This is a genomic window from Immundisolibacter cernigliae (assembly GCF_001697225.1).
In the GTDB taxonomy this organism is placed as follows: Bacteria; Pseudomonadota; Gammaproteobacteria; order Immundisolibacterales; family Immundisolibacteraceae; genus Immundisolibacter; species Immundisolibacter cernigliae.
The window spans coordinates 1506819-1527736 of record NZ_CP014671.1 but is presented as its reverse complement, the minus strand read 5'-3'; the positions used below and the strand labels follow the sequence as shown (position 1 = coordinate 1527736).

At 68.4% G+C, this 20918-nt stretch carries 21 protein-coding genes and 1 tRNA gene; 5 read left to right on the top strand and 17 right to left on the bottom strand.

The genetic code is table 11. From position 1 onward, the window contains the following. Positions 1 to 39 precede the first annotated feature (39 nt). Both PG2T_RS07285 and PG2T_RS16240 read left to right on the top strand, forming a co-directional pair. On the top strand, positions 40 to 837 hold the full coding sequence (locus PG2T_RS07285) for an SDR family oxidoreductase (RefSeq protein ID WP_068803816.1): 798 nt from the start codon (positions 40 to 42) through the stop codon (positions 835 to 837). A 12-nt stretch (positions 838 to 849) separates the two neighbouring features. Beyond that, positions 850 to 1026, top strand: coding sequence for a hypothetical protein (locus tag PG2T_RS16240; RefSeq protein ID WP_158513162.1), 177 nt, complete (start codon positions 850 to 852; stop codon positions 1024 to 1026). Positions 1027 to 1096: 70 nt separating this feature from the next. Here the strand turns inward: PG2T_RS16240 and PG2T_RS07280 are convergent, their stop codons facing one another. The 11 genes from PG2T_RS07280 to thrS form a co-directional block, all read right to left on the bottom strand. After that, positions 1097 to 1870 (bottom strand): peptidoglycan DD-metalloendopeptidase family protein, encoded by a 774-nt coding sequence (locus PG2T_RS07280; RefSeq protein ID WP_202816458.1) that lies wholly within the window; start codon positions 1868 to 1870, stop codon positions 1097 to 1099. Then, positions 1830 to 2522: a protein-L-isoaspartate(D-aspartate) O-methyltransferase gene (locus tag PG2T_RS07275; RefSeq protein WP_068807901.1), complete on the bottom strand. Its 693-nt coding sequence runs from the start codon at positions 2520 to 2522 to the stop codon at positions 1830 to 1832. The genes PG2T_RS07280 and PG2T_RS07275 overlap by 41 nt, the downstream gene beginning before the upstream one ends. A 73-nt stretch (positions 2523 to 2595) precedes the next feature. Continuing rightward, positions 2596 to 2672 (bottom strand) — tRNA-Pro (locus tag PG2T_RS07270). A gap of 28 nt (positions 2673 to 2700) precedes the next feature. Continuing rightward, positions 2701 to 3057, bottom strand: coding sequence for a MerR family transcriptional regulator (locus tag PG2T_RS07265; protein ID WP_068803814.1), 357 nt, complete (start codon positions 3055 to 3057; stop codon positions 2701 to 2703). Further along, positions 3035 to 3343 (bottom strand): integration host factor subunit alpha, encoded by a 309-nt coding sequence (locus PG2T_RS07260; protein WP_068803812.1) that lies wholly within the window; start codon positions 3341 to 3343, stop codon positions 3035 to 3037. The genes PG2T_RS07265 and PG2T_RS07260 overlap by 23 nt, the downstream gene beginning before the upstream one ends. A gap of 2 nt (positions 3344 to 3345) precedes the next feature. Then, positions 3346 to 5730, bottom strand: a complete 2385-nt coding sequence (gene pheT / locus PG2T_RS07255; RefSeq protein ID WP_068803810.1) for a phenylalanine--tRNA ligase subunit beta — start codon at positions 5728 to 5730, stop codon at positions 3346 to 3348. Positions 5731 to 5741: 11 nt separating this feature from the next. Then, the gene (gene pheS, locus PG2T_RS07250; RefSeq protein ID WP_068803808.1) at positions 5742 to 6761 is read right to left on the bottom strand and encodes a phenylalanine--tRNA ligase subunit alpha; all 1020 of its coding nucleotides are present in this window, start codon (positions 6759 to 6761) and stop codon (positions 5742 to 5744) included. Positions 6762 to 6826: 65 nt separating this feature from the next. Further along, entirely contained in the window at positions 6827 to 7186 is a 360-nt protein-coding gene (gene rplT / locus PG2T_RS07245) for a 50S ribosomal protein L20 (protein WP_068803806.1), read from the bottom strand. Between the two features lie 33 nt (positions 7187 to 7219). Continuing rightward, positions 7220 to 7417: a 50S ribosomal protein L35 gene (gene rpmI, locus PG2T_RS07240; RefSeq protein WP_068803804.1), complete on the bottom strand. Its 198-nt coding sequence runs from the start codon at positions 7415 to 7417 to the stop codon at positions 7220 to 7222. 67 nt (positions 7418 to 7484) lie between these two features. Beyond that, on the bottom strand, positions 7485 to 8000 hold the full coding sequence (gene infC, locus PG2T_RS07235; RefSeq protein ID WP_075968152.1) for a translation initiation factor IF-3: 516 nt from the start codon (positions 7998 to 8000) through the stop codon (positions 7485 to 7487). 3 nt (positions 8001 to 8003) lie between these two features. Next, positions 8004 to 9929, bottom strand: a complete 1926-nt coding sequence (gene thrS, locus PG2T_RS07230) for a threonine--tRNA ligase (RefSeq protein WP_068803800.1) — start codon at positions 9927 to 9929, stop codon at positions 8004 to 8006. Positions 9930 to 10268: 339 nt separating this feature from the next. Between thrS and PG2T_RS07225 the strand changes: the two genes are divergently transcribed. Continuing rightward, a complete protein-coding gene (locus PG2T_RS07225) occupies positions 10269 to 12434 on the top strand; it encodes a TonB-dependent receptor plug domain-containing protein (protein ID WP_068803798.1) in 2166 nt (721 codons plus the stop codon). Here the strand turns inward: PG2T_RS07225 and PG2T_RS07220 are convergent. Together PG2T_RS07220 and adh are read right to left on the bottom strand one after the other, a co-directional pair. After that, positions 12422 to 12844, bottom strand: a complete 423-nt coding sequence (locus PG2T_RS07220; RefSeq protein ID WP_202816457.1) for a DUF779 domain-containing protein — start codon at positions 12842 to 12844, stop codon at positions 12422 to 12424. The two genes, PG2T_RS07225 and PG2T_RS07220, sit on opposite strands and share 13 nt — an antisense overlap. Then, positions 12844 to 14364, bottom strand: coding sequence for an aldehyde dehydrogenase (adh, locus tag PG2T_RS07215; RefSeq protein WP_068803794.1), 1521 nt, complete (start codon positions 14362 to 14364; stop codon positions 12844 to 12846). Before adh ends, PG2T_RS07220 begins: the two co-directional genes overlap by 1 nt. 81 nt (positions 14365 to 14445) lie before the next feature. Between adh and PG2T_RS07210 the strand changes: the two genes are divergently transcribed. Continuing rightward, the gene (locus PG2T_RS07210) at positions 14446 to 14973 is read left to right on the top strand and encodes a peroxiredoxin (protein ID WP_068803792.1); all 528 of its coding nucleotides are present in this window, start codon (positions 14446 to 14448) and stop codon (positions 14971 to 14973) included. 115 nt (positions 14974 to 15088) lie between these two features. Next, positions 15089 to 16717: a long-chain fatty acid--CoA ligase gene (locus PG2T_RS07205; protein ID WP_068803790.1), complete on the top strand. Its 1629-nt coding sequence runs from the start codon at positions 15089 to 15091 to the stop codon at positions 16715 to 16717. Positions 16718 to 16873: 156 nt separating this feature from the next. On the opposite strand, the gene PG2T_RS07200 is transcribed toward PG2T_RS07205, so the two are convergent. From PG2T_RS07200 to hemA, 4 genes are read right to left on the bottom strand one after another with little or no spacing between them, the layout of a single operon-like run. Continuing rightward, on the bottom strand, positions 16874 to 17641 hold the full coding sequence (locus PG2T_RS07200; RefSeq protein ID WP_236953314.1) for a HesA/MoeB/ThiF family protein: 768 nt from the start codon (positions 17639 to 17641) through the stop codon (positions 16874 to 16876). After that, positions 17629 to 18495: a peptide chain release factor N(5)-glutamine methyltransferase gene (prmC, locus tag PG2T_RS07195; protein WP_068803788.1), complete on the bottom strand. Its 867-nt coding sequence runs from the start codon at positions 18493 to 18495 to the stop codon at positions 17629 to 17631. The genes PG2T_RS07200 and prmC overlap by 13 nt, the downstream gene beginning before the upstream one ends. Beyond that, entirely contained in the window at positions 18492 to 19577 is a 1086-nt protein-coding gene (gene prfA / locus PG2T_RS07190; RefSeq protein ID WP_068803786.1) for a peptide chain release factor 1, read from the bottom strand. The genes prmC and prfA overlap by 4 nt, the downstream gene beginning before the upstream one ends. Next, positions 19574 to 20896, bottom strand: a complete 1323-nt coding sequence (gene hemA / locus PG2T_RS07185) for a glutamyl-tRNA reductase (protein ID WP_202816456.1) — start codon at positions 20894 to 20896, stop codon at positions 19574 to 19576. Before hemA ends, prfA begins: the two co-directional genes overlap by 4 nt. Between the last annotated feature and the right edge of the window lie 22 nt (positions 20897 to 20918).

The window sequence follows — 20918 nt, the reverse complement described above, 5'->3', positions numbered from 1 at the left end:
GCGGTGCGGCCCGCCGATGCGCTCTCGAGGAGGATGGTCATGAATCTGGAACTGGCAGGAAAAGTGGTCATCGTCACCGGCGCCAGCCAGGGCATCGGCCTGGCCACGGCGCTGAGTTTTGCGGGCGAAGGCGCCCGGCTGCTGCTGGCGGCGCGCGGCGCGGATGGTCTCACGGCCGCTGCCGCAGCGGCCACGGCCGCCGGTGCGCCGCAGGTGAAAACCGTCACCTGCGACGTCACGCTGGACGCCGACGTCGACGCCCTCATGGCAACTGCCCGGCAACACTTTGGACGCGTGGACGTGCTGGTCAACAACGCTGCCGGCAAGTTACCCGCCGGCGACTTTGCGGATATCAGCAACGAGGCCTGGCTGGCCGGCTGGAATCAGAAGCTGCAGTGCCACATCCGCGCCTGCCGGGCCGTGTACCCGATCATGCGCGAGCAGAAAAGCGGCGTCATCGTGAACGTGCTGGGCACCGCCGCGCGCAACCCCAAGGCCTCCTACATGCCGGTCGGCATCAGCAACGCGGCACTGTTCAATTTCACCAAGAGCTTTGCCGACCTGTGCGCGCCGCAGGGCATCCGGGTGGTCGGCGTGGCGCCGTCGGGCGTGACCACCGACCGTTGGACGCGCCTGATCAATGCACGCGCGCCGGCCGAGGGCAAGACGCCGCAACAGCTGCAGGCCGAGATCGACGCCGCGCTGCCACTGGGGCGCATGGCCTACCCGCAGGACGTGGCCGACGCCATCTGCTTCGCGGCCTCGGCGCGCGCGGCCTACATCTGCGGCAGCGTCATCACCGTGGACGGCAACAGCACGCAGGGCGTGTATTTGTAGCGTCGCGGCCACATGGCCCAAAAATCCAGCCGTGCCCGGCGCATCGGCGGCCAGATGAACCGTTCGTTGCCCGGCCGCCTCTGGATTGAGGCGGATTGGGCGCCCGTTGTCGATCCACCGGCCGCGGGCGCCGGCGCGCGAATGGCGCGGCCATCGATGAAACTGATCGAGATCCACCACCGCGCGTGACAGGCGCCCGGTCATCGGCCGGCAGCGGATCGCCCGGCCGGCGCCAGCCCGTCAAGCCTTGCCTTGTCGATCAGCCGCCCGATGGCCGTGGCAGCACTGCGGCCGGGTCGATCGGCGTGCCGCGGTAGCGGATTTCGAAATGCAGCACCCCGGGACCATCCCCGGGGCTGCCCATGCTGGCGATGGTCTGGCCGGTGGTAACGGCGCTGCCCTCGGCCACCGTGATTTTCTGAAGGTGGCCGTAGGCGCTCAGGTAGTCCTCGTTGTGTTTGACGATGACCAGATTGCCGTACTGGCGCAGCCCGTTGCCGGCGTAGACGACGGTGCCGGCGGCGGCGGCGCGGACCGGCTGGCCGATCTGGCCAGCGATGTCCAGTCCCTTGTTGCCGCCGTGGGCAGCCACGTATCCACGCAGCGTGGTGCCGGCCGTCGGCCAGGTCCAGCCGCCCGCCGGCGCGATCGGCGTGGGCGCAGGGACACCGCCCACACCGGGCAGGCGCAGGCGTTGGCCGGGGTAGATCGTATAGGGCGACCGAATGCCGTTCAGGCGCGCCAGGGCCTGGTAATCGGTGCCGTAGCGGCGGCCGATCATCGCCAGCGTCTCGCCCCGCTGGACGACATGTTCGCCACTTGGCAGCAAGGCGTTTGCTTGCGACGACGCGGATGGCGAAACCGCCGGCGGGCGGCCGGATCGACCGGCGCAGCCGGACAGGATCAGCGCAATGACCAGCGCCAGCAGCACGCGCGCCGCTTGGCCACCCGGCGCAGGGCGCAGGGCAGCCTGCGAGGCGTCGCCGTGCGCCTCAGCCCCGGCCGCGCCGCAGCGGCACGAAATGCGCAGCACCCAGGCGTTCCTCGTGCAGGCCGGTGGCGGTACGGGTGAAGCGGCGCAGCGCCTGCTCGCTCGAGCCCACCGGCGCGATGAGCCGTCCGTCCTCGGCCAGCTGTTCGAACAGCTGCGGCGCCAGCGTAGCCGCCGCGGCGGTAATCAGGATGCCGTCGTACGGACCTTTGCCCGGCAGGCCCTGACTGCCATCGCCGACCACCAGTGCCACGTTGCGCACGCGAAGGTCGCGCAGCACACGCCGGGCCTGGGCGGCCAGGGCGCCGATACGCTCGATGCTGACCACCTCCGGCACCAGTGCCGCCAGCACGGCGGTCTGGTAGCCCGAGCCGGTGCCGATTTCGAGCACCCGGCGCAGCGGCGGCCCCTGCAGCAGGGCGCTGGTCATCTGCGCCACGGTGAGCGGCTGGGAAATGGTCTGGCCGTGGCCGATGGGCAGCGACACGTTGTCGTAGGCACGGCTGGCGAGGGCTTCCTCCACGAACAGATGCCGCGGGATCTGACGCATCACATCCAGTACCCGCGGATCCAGCGGCGACAGCTGCGCGAGCAGCTCGACCAGTCGGTCGCGCGTGCGCTGCGAGGTCATGCCGATGCCGGCCGCCTGCTGGCTGGAACCAGAGCCGGAACCGGCATGGAACGGATTACTCATCGGGGTGCGACCGTATGGGCGGCGCGGCAGCAAAACGGGGCAATCTCCAACCGGAAATTGCCCCGTGCAGAATTGGTCGGGACGAGAGGATTTGAACCTCCGACCACTTGACCCCCAGTCAAGTGCGCTACCAGGCTGCGCCACGCCCCGAGAAATCGATGTGATGCGACCGGCCGCATCAGGTCTTCAGTATCGCCAGAACCTCTTCCAGTTCCTGCCGCATCTGGCGCACCAGCTGCGCCGTGCGGTCCGCATCCTGGCGGCCTGCCTCCCCGCCCAGGCGCTGGCGGGCGCCACTGATGGTGAAGCCCTGTTCGTACAGCAGGCTGCGAATCTGGCGGATCAGGATCACGTCCTGACGCTGGTAGTAACGCCGGTTGCCGGTGCGCTTGGCCGGCGTCAGCTCCGGGAATTCCTGCTCCCAGTAGCGCAGCACGTGCGGCCGCACGCCACACAGCTCGCTGACCTCGCCGATACCGAAATAGCGCTTGCCCGGTATCGGCGGCAACTGGTCATTCTGCGACGGTTCCAGCATAGGTATCGACGCGACGCTTCAGCTGTTGACCGGGTTTAAAAGTTACCACACGGCGTGCGGTGATAGGAATTTCCTGGCCGGTCTTGGGGTTGCGACCCGGGCGCTGGCGCTTCTGGCGCAGGGTGAAATTGCCAAAGCCGGACAGTTTCACGCCTTCGCCACGGGCCAGCGCGGCGCGCATGTGCTCGAAGAAGGACTCCACGATCTGGCGCGCCTCGCGTTTGTTGACGCCAAGCTCACTGCACAGCAGCTGGCTCATCTCGGCCTTCGTCAAGGTGCTGTTCATGTTCAGTCTCGCAGGTGCGCCCTGTGGGCCTCGGCCAGCGCCCGCAGCAGGCGGGCGATCAGCGGCTCCACGTCGGCATCGATCAGCGTGCGCTCGGTGGCAGACAGGGTAATGCCAAGCGCGACGCTCTTGTAGCCGTCCGGCACGCCCTGGCCCTGGTACACATCAAAAATCAGCAGCTCCTGCACCGGCGACTGCGCGCAGGCGGCCCGCGCCGTGGCCAGGATGTCCGCGGCGGGCACGTCGTTCGGCAGCACAATGGCCAGGTCGCGACGCACGGCCGGGAAACGCGACACTTCGGCGTAGGCGGGCACGCGCCCGGCGGTCAGTGCCGCCAGCTCGATCTCGAACAGCAGCGGCGAGTCGATTTTCAGTTCCGCCTCGAGACCCGGGTGCAGGCGCCCGAGCCAGCCGACCGGCTGGCCTGCGCGCAGCAGGCGTGCGCTCTGGCCGGGATGCAACGCCGGATGTTCGGCCGGCTCGAAGCTGAACCGGTCCGCGCAGCCGGTGATGGCCAGCAGCGCCTCGACGTCGGCCTTCAGGTCGAAAAAATCCACCGGCTGCGCCGGGCTGCACCATTGTTCGGGGCTGCGCGGGCCGGCGATCAATCCGGCCAGTTGGGCGTCCTGACGCAGTCCGCTGCCGTCGTCCACAAAACGCAGTCCGGTTTCGAACAAGCGCACCCGCGCCGCCTGGCGGTTGGCGTTGTGCGCATAGGCCGCCAGCAGGCCGGGCCACAGGCTGGTGCGCATCACGGCCAGTTCCGCCGACAGCGGATTGGCCAGCGCCAGTGGCGGGTTTTGCGGGTCGATCAGGGCTTGCAGCCGCTGATCGACGAAGCTGTACGTGATGGCTTCCTGATAACCGCGATCAACCAGGGCCAGGGCAAGCCGTTGCCGCGAAATGCGGTCGTCGGCGGCGGCCGGGAAATTGCCGCGCGGTGCCGGGCGGATACTGGGCAGGTTCTCGTAGCCGTGAACGCGCGCCAGCTCCTCGATCAGGTCTTCCTCGCAGCCAAGATCGAAGCGCCGGCTGGGCGGGCGTGCCTGCCAGACGCCGGCCGATTCCAGCGTGATCTCCATGCCCAGCCGCTGCAGGATGGCTTCGATCTCGTCGGACGGCAGCGACGTGCCCAGCACGTGCTCGACCCGCGCCCGACGCAGCCGGATGGACGGCGTAGCCGGCAGCTCGGCCCCGGCGCAGGCTTCCACGATCGGCCCCGGCTGGCCCCCACACAGCTCGATCAGCAGCCGCGTGGCCCGTTCGATGGCCAGTCGTTGCAGCTGCGGGTCCACGCCGCGTTCGAAACGCTGCGAGGCGTCGGTTTGCAGCCCCAGCGCCCGTGCCCGTCCGGCAATGGCGCGCGGCGCAAAAAAGGCGCTCTCCAGCAGCACGTTGCGCGTGGCATCACCCACAGCCGAGTCCGCCCCGCCCATGATGCCGGCGGCAGCCAACGGCCCGGTGTCGTCGCAGATCAGCAGCAATTCGGCGCCGGCCTCGATGTCCTGCTCGTTCAGCAGCCGCAACCGCTCGCCGGGCCGCCCATGGCGCACCACGATGTCGCCGCTGACGCGGTCCAGGTCAAAGGCGTGCAGCGGCTGGCCCAGTTCCAGCAGCACGTAATTGGTGATGTCCACCACTGGCCCCAGGCTGCGCAGGCCGGCCCGGCGCAGGCGTTCCTGCAGCCACAGCGGGGTACTCGCCTGCGGGTCGATGTTCTCGACCACGCGGCACAGGTAGCGCGGGCAGGCCTGCGGCGCCTCCAGTCGCACGCCGAATTGACGCGCACTGACCGGCGCAACGGCAGCGATGTCGGGCGGCGTCAACGGGGTTTGCGTGAGCGCGGCAAGTTCTCGGGCGAGACCGGACAGGCTCAGGCAGTCGCCGCGGTTGGGCGTCAGTTCGACCTCGATGATGCGGTCGTCGAGCTGCAGGTAATCCGACAGCGGCTGGCCGATCGGCGCATCGGCCGGCAATTCGAGCAGGCCGGCCTGGCCTTCTCCGAGCCCCAGTTCCCGCGCCGAGCACAGCATGCCTTCGGACGCTTCGCCGCGAATCTTGCTCTTCTTGATCTGCAAACCGCCCGGCAAGCGGGCACCGATGCGCGCCAAGGGCACGCGCAGATCGGGCCTTGCATTGGGCGCACCGCAGACGATGCCGAGCAGCGCCTCGCCGGGAACGACTTCCACCTCGCACAGGCGCAGACGGTCAGCGTCCGGATGCGGGCGGGTGGTGACGATGCGCGCCACCACGACCTGGTCGAGTGCTTCGGCCACCGGCTCGATGGCGCCGACCTCGATGCCGGCCATGGTCAGGCGCTGGGCAATGCCGGCCGTGTCGAGCGGCGGGTTGCACCACTCGCGCAGCCAGGTTTCGCTCACTTTCATCCGCGCCGAACCTAGTTGAACTGGCGCAGAAAGCGCAGGTCGTTGTCGAAAAACAGCCGCAGATCGCCGATGCGGTACTGCAGCATGGCCAGACGCTCCACGCCCATGCCGAACGCAAAACCGGTGTAGCGCTCGGGATCGACATTGACGTTGCGCAGCACGTTCGGGTGCACCATGCCGCAGCCGAGCACTTCCAGCCAGCCGGTGTGCTTGCACACCCGGCAACCGGCGCCGTCGCAGATGACGCAGCCGATGTCGGCTTCTGCCGACGGCTCGGTGAAGGGGAAAAACGACGGCCGAAAACGGATCGGCAAATCCTCGCGGTCGAAAAACCGGCGCAGGAATTCGATCAGCACGCCCTTCAAGTGCGCGAAGCTCACGCCCTCGTCGACCATCAGCCCTTCCACCTGGTGGAACATCGGCGTGTGGGTGAGGTCCGAATCGCGCCGGTAGACGCGGCCGGGGGCGATCAGTTGCACCGGCGGCGCCTGCCGCTCCAGCGAGCGAATCTGCACCGGCGAGGTGTGCGTGCGCAGCAACAGCCCGGACGGCAGATAGAACGTGTCGTGCATGGCCCGCGCCGGATGGTCGGCCGGGATGTTCAGGGCCCCGAAATTGTGGAAATCGTCCTCGATCTCCGGGCCTTCCTCGACGTCGAAGCCGATGCCGCGAAACAGCGTCTCGATACGAGCCAGTGTGCGCGTGATCGGATGCAGCCCGCCCGGTTGCTCGCCGCGGCCAGGTAGGGTGACGTCCACCCGCTCGGCCTGCAGGCGGGCGATCAGGCTCGCCTCACGCAGCACCTCGCGGCGGGCTTCGAGAGCCGCTTCGATGGCCGATTTGGCGTCGTTGACCGCCTTGCCGAACTCGCGCCGCTGCTCGGGCGGCAACTGCGGCAGACCGCGCAGCAGCTCGGCCACGGCGCCTTTCTGGCCCAGGTACCCGACGCGCAGTTGTTCCATCGCCGCCTCGTCGTGACAGGCGGCGATGGCGCGCTGGGCTTCCTGTGCGAGGTGCTGCGGGTCGGTCATGTCGATTCGGAACAAAAAAAGGGCAGACCAGGCTGCCCTTTATTCGGCGGATGGCGCGCGGCGTGTCAATTCGCCAGGGCGGCCCGGGCCTGCTGCGCGAGAACCTCGAAAGCGGCCGCATCGTGAATGGCCAGATCGGCCAGCATCTTGCGATCGACCTCGATGCCGGCCTTGTGCAGACCGTTCATGAACAGGCTGTAGGACAGGCCCGACTGGCGCGCTCCGGCGTTGATACGCACGATCCACAGCGCGCGGAACTGGCGCTTGCGCTGGCGCCGATCGCGGTAGGCGTATTGCCCGGCCTTGATGACGGCCTGGTTGGCGACGCGAAACACGCGGCTGCGGGCGCCGTAATAGCCCTTGGCCAGTTTCAGGACTTTCTTGTGGCGGGCGTGGGCGGTGACGCCGCGTTTGACTCTTGGCATGACTCAGTGACTCGTGCGGGAACTGCGGGAGCGTCAGGCGTGCGGCAGCATCTGCCGCACGGAGGCCGTATCGGAAGCGCACACCAGCGTGGTGCCGACCAAGCCCCGCTTACGCTTGGAGCTCTTCTTGGTCAGAATGTGGCGCAGGTGCGAATGGCCGCACTTGAACGCCCCCGAACCGGTTTTCTTGAACCGCTTGGCGGCGCCGCGTTTGGTCTTGAGCTTGGGCACGGCTTCATTACTCCTGAATACTGTTCTGTAAAGCGCCGCGACGGGCAGCGCCTGCGTGGGCTCGCGCCTATTTGCGCGGGCTCATCACCATCACCATCTGGCGGCCTTCCAGCCGCGGGTACTGTTCGACCACCGCCACACCCTTGAGGTCGTCCTCCAGGCGCTGCAGCAGTTCACGACCAAGCTCCTGGTGCGCCATTTCGCGACCGCGAAAGCGCAGCGTGATCTTGGCCTTGTCGCCTTCCTCGAAGAACCGCAGCAGGTTGCGCAGCTTGACCTGGTAGTCGCCATCGTCGGTCTGGGGCCGGAATTTGACCTCCTTGACCTGAATCTGCTTCTGGTTGCGCTTGGCGACCTGCTGTTTCTTGCTCTCCGTATACAGAAACTTGCCGAAGTCCATGACCCGGCACACCGGCGGCTCGGCACTGGGCGAAATTTCCACCAGATCGAGCCCCGCTTCGGAAGCGGCATCCAGCGCCTGCATACGGCTGACCACGCCCACCTGTTCGCCTTCCGGGCCGATCAGGCGTATGGACGAGGCGGTGATTTCCTCGTTGACGCGGAGTTTTTTCTCTTTCGCGATGTCTCAGCACTCCGTAACGCAATGGCCGCGGTTCGCAACTTCGGCAACGAGGGTCGCGACAACATCTGCCAGCGGCAGGCTGCCCTTGTCCTCGCCGGAGCGCGTACGCACGGCCACCGTTGAATTGGCGCACTCCCGCTCGCCGACGACCAGCAAGTAGGGAACACGCTGCAGGGTATGTTCGCGGATTTTATAGCCGATCTTCTCGTTCCTCAAGTCGGCCTCCACGCGCAAGCCCGCGTCGCGCAGAGTTTCGGCCACTTGCGACGCGTAGCGGGCGTGACTTTCGGTGATGCTCAGCACCACCGCCTGACGCGGAGCGAGCCACAGCGGGAAAGCCCCGGCGTGGTGCTCGATCAGAATGCCGAGGAACCGTTCCATCGACCCGACGATGGCCCGATGCAGCATGACCGGCACCTTGCGGGTGTTGTCCTCGGCCACATACTCGCAGCCCAGACGCTCGGGCATCATGAAATCCACCTGCATGGTGCCCAGTTGCCAGGCCCTGCCGATCGCGTCCTTCAGGTGGTACTCGATCTTGGGGCCGTAAAAGGCGCCTTCGCCGGGCAGCTCCTCCCAGGCCACGCCGCAGGCGCCCAGGGCCGCGCGCAGCGCCGTCTCGGCCTTGTCCCAGACAGCGTCCGAACCGAGCCGCTTTTCCGGCCGCAGCGCGATTTTGACCGCCACCTGCTCGAAACCGAAGGCCGCATAGACCTTCAGCGCCTGGCGGTGGAAATCGGTTACTTCCGATTCGATCTGCTCGGGGGTGCAGAAAACATGGCCGTCATCCTGCGTGAAGGCGCGCACGCGCATGATGCCGTGCAGGGCGCCCGAGGGCTCGTTGCGGTGGCAGGCGCCAAACTCGCCATAGCGGATCGGCAGCTCGCGGTAGCTGTGCAGGCCGGCCTTGAAAATCTGCACATGACCCGGGCAGTTCATCGGCTTGAGTGCGTATTCGCGCTTTTCCGACTCGGTGAAAAACATGTTCTCCTGATAGTTGTCCCAGTGGCCCGAGGCCTTCCACAGGGACACATCCAGAATCTGCGGGCAGCGCACCTCCTGGTAGCCGGAGTCCTTGTAGACCTGTCGCATGTGCTGTTCCAGCGTCTGCCACAGCGCCCAGCCCTTGGGGTGCCAGAACACCATGCCGGGCGCTTCTTCCTGCTGGTGGAACAGGTCCAGTTGACGCCCGATGCGCCGGTGGTCGCGCTTCTCGGACTCCTCCAGCATGTGCAGGTAGGCGTCGAGGTCTTCCTTCCTGGCCCAGGCGGTACCGTAGATGCGCTGCAACATCTCGTTGCGCGAATCACCGCGCCAGTAGGCGCCGGCCACGCGCATCAGCTTGAACACCTTGAGCTTGCCGGTGGACGGCACGTGCGGCCCGCGGCACAGGTCCACGAAATCGCCCTCGCGGTACAGCGACACGTCCTCGCCTTCCGGGATGGCGGCGATCAGCTCGGCCTTGTACCGCTCGCCCTGGGCCAGAAAGAACGCCACCGCCTCGTCGCGTGGCAGCACCTGCCGGGTCACCGGAATGTCCCGCCGGGCCAGCTCCGCCATGCGCTTTTCGATGGCGACCAGATCGTCCGGCGTGAATGGACGGCTGTAGGCGAAGTCGTAATAGAAGCCGTTTTCGATCACCGGGCCGATGGTGACCTGCGCCTCGGGAAACAGCTCCTTGACCGCGTAGGCCAGCAGATGGGCCGTCGAGTGGCGAATGACCTCCAGGCCGTCAGCGTCGCGCTCGGTAATGATGGCCAGATCCGCGTCGCTGTCGATCAGGTACGAGGTATCGACCAGCTTGCCGGCCACCTTGCCGGCCAGCGCCGCGCGCGCCAGGCCGGCGCCGATGTCGCCCGCCACCGTCGCCACGCTGACCGGCTGCGGATAACTGCGGGTGGAACCGTCGGGCAGGCGGATGTCGGGCACGGGGCCTCCAGGTGAACTACCGGCGGACCGGCAGTGGGTAAGTCGGGGAGCGGCTCGGATGCGGCTGGTGTCGACCGGAACGGTGGCCACCGACAGCCGCGCAGATTATCACGCGCAACCGGCAGGCCCGGGCGCCGGGGTAGCCCCGACGGCACCAAACCGCGCATCGCACCGGCCGACCGACCGGAGCCAGTTCCAGACGCTCCTACGCGGTCGGGCCGCGCCTCCTGCGACACCATGTCGCATCCCCGGGCGGCGGCGATCCGGCTAGCCTGAGTGGCGCTGCGTGCCTGCCAAGCGGCACCAGCGCCTACCAGCTTCATCCAGACCGGGAACCTCATGCCCTCATCCGTTCGGCGCTCGCTCGCCATCGCTGCCCTGGCCACGCTATCCGGTCCGCTCGCGGCCGAGACCCGCATCGTCATCACCGCCCCCGAGGAGACCGCCGGCCAGACATTGAACACCTCGATCCTGGACCAGGCGGCCCTTGCGCCGCTGCGCTACCGCAGCAGCGACACCGCCAGCCTGCTGCGCGAGCTGCCCGGCGTGAGCCTGCGCAGCGCCGGCGGCGTGTCCAGCCTGCCGGCAATCCGCGGCCTGGCCGATGACCGGCTGCGCATCAAGGTCGACGGCATGGACCTGGTATCGGCCTGTCCGAACCACATGAACTCGCCGCTCTCGTATCTGGACCCGACCGCCGTGGCACGGGTCGAGGTCTATGCAGGCGTCACGCCGGTCAGCGTCGGCGGCGACAGCATCGGCGGCACCATCGTCGTCGAGTCGGCCCCGGCGCAGTTCGCTGCACCCGGGCAAACGCGCGTCACCGGCGAGGCCGGCGCCTTTTACCGCAGCAACGGCGACGCCCGCGGCGCCCACATCGCCGCCACCGTGGCCGGGGCCCACGCGAGCTTCACCTACACCGGTGCCGGCACCGAGGCCGACAACTACGATGCCGGCGACGCGTTCAAGCCGGCCGGTCCGGCGGCGGTCGGCCGCGGCTGGCTGGACGGCGACGAGGTCGGCTCAAGCGCATACAAGGCCATCAACCAGGCCGGCCGTCTCGCCCTGCGTCGCGACGGGCATCTGCTGGAGCTCAAATATGCCCACCAGCACATTCCGTACGAGGGTTTTCCCAACCAGCGCATGGACCTGACCGACAACGAAAGCGACCAGGTCAACATCGCCTACACCGGCCAGTACGGCTGGGGCGAGCTGAAAACCCGCATCTATCACGACGCAACCGACCATCGCATGAACTTCGGCGATGACAAGCAGTTTCGTTACGGCGACGCGCCGGGCATGCCGATGGCGAGCGAGGGCCGGAACACCGGCGCCGCGCTGAGCGCCGCCATGCCGCTCACGGACACCGGCACGCTGCGCGTCGGCAGCGAGTACCAGCGCTACCGGCTCGATGACTGGTGGTCGCCGTCGGGCAGCGGCATGATGATGGCGCCGGGCACCTTCTGGAACATCAACGACGGCCAGCGCGACCGCTATGCCGTGTTCGGCGAATGGGAAAGCCGCTGGAGCGCGCAGTGGCAAGGCCTGCTGGGCGTGCGCCATGAGACGGTCAGGATGGACACCGGACCTGCCGCCGGCTACAGCATGATGTACGCGGCCGACGCCAACGCCTTCAACTCCAGAAGCCACGACAAGACCGACCACAACTGGGACGCGACGGCCCTGGCGCGCTTCACCCCGGATGCCCGGCAAACCTTCGAGCTGGGACTGGCCCAGAAGACCCGCTCGCCGAATCTTCATGAGCGCTACACCTGGTCGACCCTGGCCATGGCGGCGGTCATGAACAACTTCGTCGGCGACGGCAACGGCTACGTCGGCAATCTCGACCTGGACCCTGAAGTCGCCCGCACGGTGAGCCTGGCCGCCGACTGGCACGACGCCGCGCAGGCGCGCTGGAACATTCGCCTGAGCCCCTACTACACCCGCGTTGAGGACTACATCGACGCCCGCTGCCTGGGCACGTGCACTGCCCGGCAGTTCAACGTGCTCCAGTACGACAACGCATCCGCGCGCCTGTACGGCGTCGACCTGTCCGGTTCGGTGCGGCTCGGCAGCACGCCCGATTTCGGCGACTTTGCCCTGCGCGGGGTGGTCAACTACGTCGACGGCAAGAATCGCGACACCGGCGACGACCTCTACAACATCATGCCGCTCGATGTTCGGCTGACGCTCACGCAAAGCCTTGGCAGCTGGAGCAACGCGCTCGAATCCGAATGGGTGGCCCGAAAGGACGAGGTCTCGGAAGTACGCAACGAGACCGAAACCGCCGGCTACAACCTGATCCACCTGCGCAGCGCCTATCAGTGGCGGCAGGTGCGCCTGGATGCCGGCGTCGAGAACCTGCTCGACAAGGGCTACGCACTGCCGCTCGGCGGCGCCTACCTGGGCCAGGGCGGGACCATGTCGATCAACGGCATACCCTGGGGCACCGCCGTGGCCGGGCCAGGCCGCTCCTTCTACGTGGCGGTCAATTACAGCTTCTGATCGGCTTGGAAGCAGGCCGGCTGCTGCGCGACCAGCGCCGCCCATTCGGCGTCATCGAACAGCCGCGAGCGGCTGTGAAAGCGCATCCCCTCGGGGCCTTCGAGCGAAAACATGCCGCCGCGGCCGGGCACGGCGTCGATGATGATCTGCGTGTGTTTCCAGTATTCGTACTGGGCGGCGCCGATGTGGAACGGCTGGCCGCCGATGTCGCCCAGGTAGACGTCCTGCTCGCCCAGCAACAGTTCGCCGCGTGCGTAGCACATGGGCGAGCTGCCGTCGCAGCAGCCACCGGACTGGTGGAACATCAGCGGCCCGTGGCGGGCCAGCAGGCGCGCGATCAGCGCCAGCGCCGCCTCGGTGGCCACCACCCGCGGCGGGGCGGCGGTCATCGCCATCTCAGAATCCGCCATCAGAAAAAGCCGAGCGCCTGATCGCTGTAGCTGACCAGCACGTTCTTGGTCTGCTGGTAGTGGCCGAGCATCATCTTGTGGCATTCGCGGCCGATGCCGGACTGCTTGTAGCCGCCAAACGCTGCGTGCGCCGGGTACAGGTGGTAGGCGTTCACCCACACGCGCCCGGACTGGATGGCGCGCGCCATGCGGTGGCAGGTGTTCTGCTCGCGCGACCACACGGCGGCGCCCAGGCCGTACAGGGTGTCGTTGGCCAGCGCCAGCGCCTCGGCCTCGTCCTTGAAGGTGGCGACCGACACCACAGGACCGAAGATTTCCTCCTGGAAGATGCGCATCCGGTTGTGGCCCTTGAACACGGTCGGCGCCACGTAGTAGCCGCCGGCCATGTCGCCGTCATGGGCCACGCGCGTGCCGCCGGTGAGCAGCTGGGCACCTTCCTGCTTGCCGATGTCGATGTAGGAGAGGATTTTTTCGAGCTGCTCCTGCGAGGACTGGGCGCCGATCATGGTGTCGGTGTCGAGCGGATCGCCGCCGCGGATGGCCGCCACGCGCTTGAGCGCCCGTTCCATGAAGCGCTCGTAGAGCGACTCCTGGATCAGCGCCCGCGACGGGCAGGTGCACACCTCGCCCTGATTGAGCGCGAACATGGCAAAGCCTTCCAGCGCCTTGTCGAAGAAGGCATCGTCGCGCGCGCCGACGTCGTCGAAAAAGATGTTGGGCGATTTGCCGCCCAGCTCCAGCGTGACCGGGATCAGATTGGCCGACGCGTACTGCATGATCAGCCGCCCGGTGGTGGTCTCGCCGGTGAAGGCCACCTTGGCGATGCGCGGGCTGGAGGCCAGCGGCTTGCCGGCCTCGACGCCGAAGCCGTTGACCACGTTGATGACGCCCGGCGGGATCAGGTCCTGCAGCAGTTCCATCAGCACCAGGATGGACGTTGGCGTCTGCTCGGCGGGCTTGAGCACCACGCAGTTGCCGGCGGCCAGCGCCGGGGCCAGCTTCCAGACGGCCATCAACAGCGGGAAATTCCACGGGATGATCTGCGCCACCACGCCCAGCGGCTCGTGAAAGTGGTAGGCCACGGTATCGGCGTCGATCTGCGACAGCGAACCTTCCTGCGCCCGCAGCGCGCCGGCGAAGTAGCGCCAGTGGTCCACTGCCAGCGGCAGGTCGGCGGCCAGGCTCTCGCGGATCGGCTTGCCGTTGCTGAAAGTCTCGGCCACCGCCAGCAGTTCCAGGTTCTGCTCCATGCGATCGGCGATCCTGAGCAGCAGCCCGGCGCGCTCGGCCGGCGAAGTCCTGCCCCAGGCGGCCTTGGCGGCATGGGCGGCGTCCAGCGCACGCTCGATGTCGTCCTTTTGCGAGCGCGGAACTTCGCAAAACGCCCGCCCCGTGATCGGGCTAATGTCCTCGAAATACTCGCCGCCGGCCGGCGGCAGCCACTGCCCGCCGATGAAGTTGCCGTAACGGGACTTGAAACTGACTTTGGCACCGGGGGTGCCGGGGGCGGCGTAACGCATGGGGGTCTCCTCCTGCGGATGGGGCGGGGTATGCTGCGCTGGTCATCTTAAACCGCCGTCACCGACCCCACCGGAGGCTTTATGCGACGCACGCTGACTGCCCTGCTGATGCTGTTTCTGCCGGCACTGGCCAGCGCCGCCGAACCGCCCGCCGAAGGCGCCGCTGCGCCGGCCTTCAGCCTGCCGGACCAGGCCGGCAAGACGCACGCGCTATCGGACTACGCCGGGCGCTGGCTGGTGCTGTACTTCTACCCGAAGGACGACACCCCCGGCTGCACCACCGAGGCCTGCAATTTTCGCGATGACATCGTGCGCATCCGCAGGCTGGGCGCCGAGGTGGTCGGCGTGAGCGTGGACGGCGTCGCCTCGCACGCGGACTTTGCCGCCAAACACAAGCTGCCGTTTCCGCTGCTGGCCGATGAGGGTGGCAAGGTGGCGGAGTCCTACGGCGCCCTGCGCGACCTGATGGTGATGAAGATGGCCAAGCGCCAGACCTACATCATCGACCCGCAGGGCCGCGTCGCGCACCGCTATCTGGAGGTCGATCCGAAGACCCACGCCGCCGCCGTGGTGGCCGACCTGGAGCGGCTGCAAAAGGCCGCGGACTGATCGGCACCCGCGCCATGGCGGCCCGGCAAGGTGCCAGTTAAGCTTTGCCGCTGGCCGCGCGCCGGCCGCCCCCCAACCGCCCCCCAACGACAAGCATTCGCCCGAGGAGACGACGATGCACGGCCTGATCATGAACTACCCGCTGACCCTGACCTCAATCCTGCACCGGGCCCGGGATCTGTTCGCCGACGGCGAGATTGCTACCCGCGAGCCCGGCGGCGTGCACCGCCACACCTACGGCGACTTCTACCACCGCGTGCTGCGCCTGATGGGGGCACTGAAGGCTGCCGGCGTGAAGCCCGGCGACCGGGTGGCCACCTTTGCCTGGAACCGCTACCAGCACCTCGAGCTGTACTTTGCGGTGCCGTGCCTGGGCGCGGTGCTGCACATGCTGAACATTCGCCTGTCCACCGACCAGCTGACGTATCTGATCAATCACGCCGAAGACCGCATGATCTTCGTCGACGAATCGCTGGCCGACCAACTGGCGCCGGTGCAGGAGCACTGCAAGGGCGTCGAGCGCTTCGTGGTGATGCGCGAGGGCGGCAGTGAGACCTTCGGCCTGCGCGGCGAGACCGAGTACGAGGATTTCCTGGCCTCGGCCCAGCCGGTGACCGAGCTGCCGGACCTCGACGAGAACACCGCCTGCGCCCTGTGCTACACGTCCGGCACCACCGGCAATCCGAAGGGCGCGCTCTACAGCCACCGCGCGCTGTATCTGCATACGATGGCGGTCGGCCAGGCCGACGTGATGGGCTTCTCGCAGCAGGACAGTGCCCTGGTGTTCGTGCCCATGTTTCACGTCAACGGCTGGGGGCTGCCGTTCGCCGGCGTCATGTACGGCGGCAAGCTGGTGTTCCCGGGCCGCAACCCGCAGGCGGCCGACGTGGTCGACCTGATCCGCGGCGAGGAGGTCACCTTCGCCGCCGGCGTGCCCACCATCTGGATGATGATCGACCAGCACCTGCAGCAGCACGGCGGGGACCTGAAACCCCTGCGGCGCATCGCCTGCGGTGGCTCGGCGGTGCCGGAAGCGCTCATGCGCGCTTACGACGAGCGCTACGGCGTGCCAATCGTCCAGCTGTGGGGCATGACCGAAATGTCGCCGCTGGGCACGGTGTCGCGCCTGAAGCGGCGCCTGCGCGATGCCAGCCCGGCGGAGCAGTACAAGGCGCGCCTGAAGGCCGGCATCCCGGTGCCCGGCATCGAGATGCGCATCGAGGGCCCGGACGGCGCAATCCTGCCCCGCGACGGCGAGAGCATCGGCGAGCTGGTGGTGCGCGGGCCGTGGGTGATCAGCAACTACTTCAAGATGGAAGGCGCCGGCAAATCCTTCACCGAGGACGGCTGGTTCCGCACCGGCGACGTGGCGGCGCTGGACGCCGACGGCTACATGCGCATCGCCGACCGGGTCAAGGATCTGATCAAGTCCGGCGGCGAGTGGATTTCCAGCGTCGACATGGAAAACGCCCTCATGGCCCACCCGGCGGTGGCCGAGGCGGCCGTGGTGGCGCGGCCGGACCCCAAATGGGACGAGCGGCCGGTGGCCTTTTTGGTGCCCCGGCCAGGCCGCGAGGCAGAGCTTGCCCCGGCCGCGGTGCAGGAATTCCTGGGCGGCAACGGCGATTTCGCCAAGTGGCAGGTGCCGTATGCCGAGGACATCCACTTGATCGACGCCATCCCGCGCACCTCGGTCGGCAAGTTCGACAAGAAGGTGCTGCGGCGCCAGTTCGATCAGGCCTGACGGCCAGCAGTCGCGGCCTGTCGCTCCGATGCGCGGCCACGGCCTCCCATTCCGAGTGTGGGAGGCCCGCCGTCGGGCCGAATGCTTGATCGAAGATTCTGAAGATTCGCGGCGAGGCGCCGCTCCCACAAGGGCGCCACTGCCACGGATGCGGCCTCAGGCCGGTGCCTGCCGGGCCCGGCAGACCGGGCAGTCCGGGTCCTGACGCAGGCCAATGGCGCGCCATTCGCTGCGCCGGCCGTCGAAGATCAGCAGCCGGCCGGCGAGGCCGGTTTCCATGCCCAGCAGCACCTTGAGCGCCTCCAGCGCCTGCATGGCGCCGATCACGCCAACCACCGGCGGCAGCACGCCGACCCGCGCACAGTGCTCGGCCTCGGCGCCGGCGTCGCGGTACAGGCAGCGATAACAGGGCGCGTCCGGCCGGTCCAGGCGGAACACCGACACCTGGCCCTCGAAGCGGATGGCGGCGCCCGACACCAGCGGCTTGCGGGCCGCCGCGCAGGCGGCGTTGATGGCGAAGCGGGTGTCGAAGTTGTCGGTGCAGTCCAGCACCAGGTCCACGGCTGCCACCTGCGTGGCCAGCGTACCTTCGTCCATGCGGCCGGTAATCGGCGTGACGCGGATGGTCGGATTGAGCGCCAGCAGCGCGTCGCGGGCCGATTCGGCCTTGGGCCGGCCAACATCCGCCGTGCGGTGCAGCACCTGGCGGTGCAGATTGGAAACATCCACCTGGTCGTGATCGGCCACCACCAGTTCGCCCACTCCGGCGCCGGCCAGGTACAGGGCTGCCGGCGAGCCCAGGCCGCCCAGCCCGACGATCAGCACGCGCGCCTCCAGCAGCTGCAGTTGGCCAGCGAAGTCCACCTCCGGCAGCACCAGCTGGCGGGCGTAGCGGTGCAGTTCGTCGTCGTTCAGTTCGCGCATGGCAGGCGACCCAGGGTGACACGCGGCCGGCTGGCCAGGTCGGCGTGGGTGGCCAGGGCGACGAAGCCGGCGCTGGCCAGCAGCGCGCGCACCGCTGGACCTTGATCGGCCCCATGTTCCAGCAGCAGCCAGCCGCCGGGCGAAAGATGCGCCGCGCTGCCGGCGATGATCGCCGCCAGGTCGGCCAGGCCATCGTCGCCCGCGACCAGCGCCGCGCGCGGCTCGCGGCGAACGCCGTCGCCCTCCAGGCAGGTGTCGTGCGCAGCGATGTAGGGCGGATTGCTGACGATGATGTCGAAGCGCTCACCGGCCAGCGGCGCGAACCAGTCGCCTTGCCGGAACTCCACGCTCAAACCCAGCCGCGCGGCATTGCCGTCGGCCACCGCCAGCGCGGCGGCGCTGCGGTCGGTGGCGACGATCTGCCAGTGCGGCCGCGTGCTGGCCAGCGCCAGCGCGATTGCGCCGCTGCCGGTGCCAAGATCGGCCAGCCGGCCGCATTCGCCCATGCACGCCAGCGCCAGTTCCACCAGCAGTTCGGTCTCGGGACGCGGCACCAATACGTCGGGCGTGACGTCGAGCTCCAGCGACCAGAAGCCCTGCCGGCCGCGCAGATAAGCCATCGGCTCGCCGGCCAGGCGGCGCCGCAGCAGGGTCTCGAAACGGCCCAGCGCCGCATCGTCGGGGCGCTGCTCGGCATGGGCCAGCAGCCAGGCGCGCGGCACGTCGAGCGCCAGCGCCAGCAGCAGGGCGCAATCGCCCGCCGCGGCGCTGTTGCCGGCGCAGCGCCGGCGCGCCGCGGCCAGCAGAGCCTGCACGGTCGGCCCGGCATGTTCGGTTGCGGCAACGGCGCTCATGCGATCCCCAGGATCATCAATTGCTCGGCCTCGTACTCGCGCCGCAGCGGTTCGATCAGGGCGTCCAGGTCGCCGGCCATCACCTGATCGATCTTGTACAGGGTCAGGTTGATGCGGTGGTCGGTGACGCGGCCCTGCGGAAAGTTGTAGGTGCGGATGCGCTCGGAGCGGTCGCCGGAACCGACCAGGCTGCGCCGGGTGGCGGCTTCCTGGGCATGCTGGCGCTGGCGTTCGGCCTCCAGCAGGCGGGATTTGAGCAGCGCCATGGCGCGGGCGCGGTTCTTGTGTTGCGAGCGCTCGTCCTGGCACTCCACCACGGTGCCGGTCGGCAGGTGGGTGATGCGAATGGCCGAATCGGTCTTGTTGACGTGCTGGCCGCCGGCTCCGGAGGCGCGGTAGGTGTCCACGCGCAGGTCGGCGGGGTTGATCGGAATGTCGTCGACCTCGTCCACCTCCGGCAGGATGGCGACGGTACAGGCCGAGGTGTGGATGCGGCCCTGCGCCTCGGTGACCGGCACGCGCTGCACGCGGTGGCCGCCGGACTCGAACTTCAGGCGCGCGTACACGCCGCGGCCCTCGATGCGCACAATCACTTCCTTGTAGCCGCCGTGCTCGCCCTCGTGCGCGCTGACGATCTCGCACTGCCAGCCCTGGGTTTCCGCATAGCGCAGGTACATGCGCAGCAAATCGCCGGCAAACAGCGCCGCCTCGTCGCCGCCGGTGCCGGCGCGGATTTCCAGAAAGACGTTGCGCCGGTCATCGGGGTCGGCCGGCAACAGCAGGTGTTGCAGTTCGGCTTCAATGCCCGCCAGGCGCTGTTCGATCTCGGGCAGCTCCTGGCGGGCCAGTTCGCGCAGCTCTGCATCGTCGCCGGCTGCCAGGCTTTGCGCCTCTTCGAGCGCGGCCAGGGTGTCCAGGTAACGCCGGTAGCCGTCGGTGGTGGGCGTCAGCTCCGCATGCTCGCGTGCCAGGGCGGCGTAGCGCTGGCCGTCGTCGGACAGGGCCGGGTCCGAGAGCAGCACGGTCAGCTCCTGGTGCCGTTCGCTGGCCGAGCGCAGGCGGGTTTCGATGGACGGTTTCATTGACTCTCGTCAAAACCCAGCAGGCGGCGGGCGGCGTCCAGCAGGGCGGCGTCGCCCTGCTCGCCGGCGCGGCGGATCTGCACCGACGGCCCGTGGGCGAGTTTGTTGGTGAGGTCGTGCGCCAGGCGCTGGATCACCTGCTCCGGCGGGCGACCACGGCGCAGATCGGCCAGCGCGCGCTCGGTTTCAAGATCGCGCGTGCGCAGCATGCCGCCGCGCAGCGCCCGCACCAGCGGCACCGCCTGCTGGGCGTTGCACCATTCCATGAAAGCGTCGACCTGGCTGTCGACGATGCGCTCGGCCTCTCCGACTGCCGCCTGGCGCGACTGCAGGCCTTCCTGCACCACGCCGCGCAGGTCGTCCACGGTGTACAGGTACACGTCGCGCAGGCTGGACACCTCGGCCTCGATGTCGCGCGGCACGGCCAGATCCACCAGGAACATCGGCCTGCGACGCCGGGCCTTGAGCGCACTCTCCACCGTACCCTTGCCCAGGATCGGCAGCTCGCTGTTGGTGGACGACAGCACGATGTCGGCCCGCTCCAGCAGCGACGGCACGGCGGTCAGCGGCACCGCCTGCGCGCCGTAGGGCGCGGCCAGTTGCTGGGCGCGGGCGAGGGTGCGGTTGGCGATCGTGATTCGCTTCACGCCCTGGCCGTGCAGGTGGCGCAGGGTCAGTTCGGCGGTGTCACCGGCGCCGATGATCAGCGCCGAGTGCTGGGCAAGATCGCCGAAAATCTGCCGGGCGAGAGTCACCGCGGCGAAGGCCACCGACACAGGATTCGCGCCAATTGCGGTGTCGGTGCGGATGCGCTTGGCGACCGCAAACGCCTGCTGATAGGCGCGGCCCAGCCATTTGCCGACGCCGCCCACGCGACGGGCAAGATCGTAGGACTCTTTCAGCTGGCCCAGGATCTGCGGCTCACCGACCACCAGCGAGTCCAGACCGCCCGCCAGGCGGAACATGTGCCGTGCCGCCAGCGGACCGCGAAAGACGGCCAGGTACGGATCGACCGGTTGCTGCAGGCCGGCACAGGCAGCCCGAAACCAGTCGAGCGCCCCGGTCGATTCGTGCGAGCCCAGCGCCACCAACAGTTCGGTGCGGTTGCAGGTGGACAGCAGGCTGGCCTCGGCCACGTCCGGCTGCAGCAGCAGCGAACGCAACTGCGGCTCCAGGCGCTCGGGCAGGATGGCCACCCGCTCGCGCACGTCCAGCGGCGCGGTGTGGTGGTTGATGCCCAGGGCGAGTAACAGCATGTCGAGGTGACGGCGGGTCAGGTAGCTCGGCCGTGCGCCGGGCGCATAATAGTCAACGAACACGCACCCGCCCGCCATTCGCGGG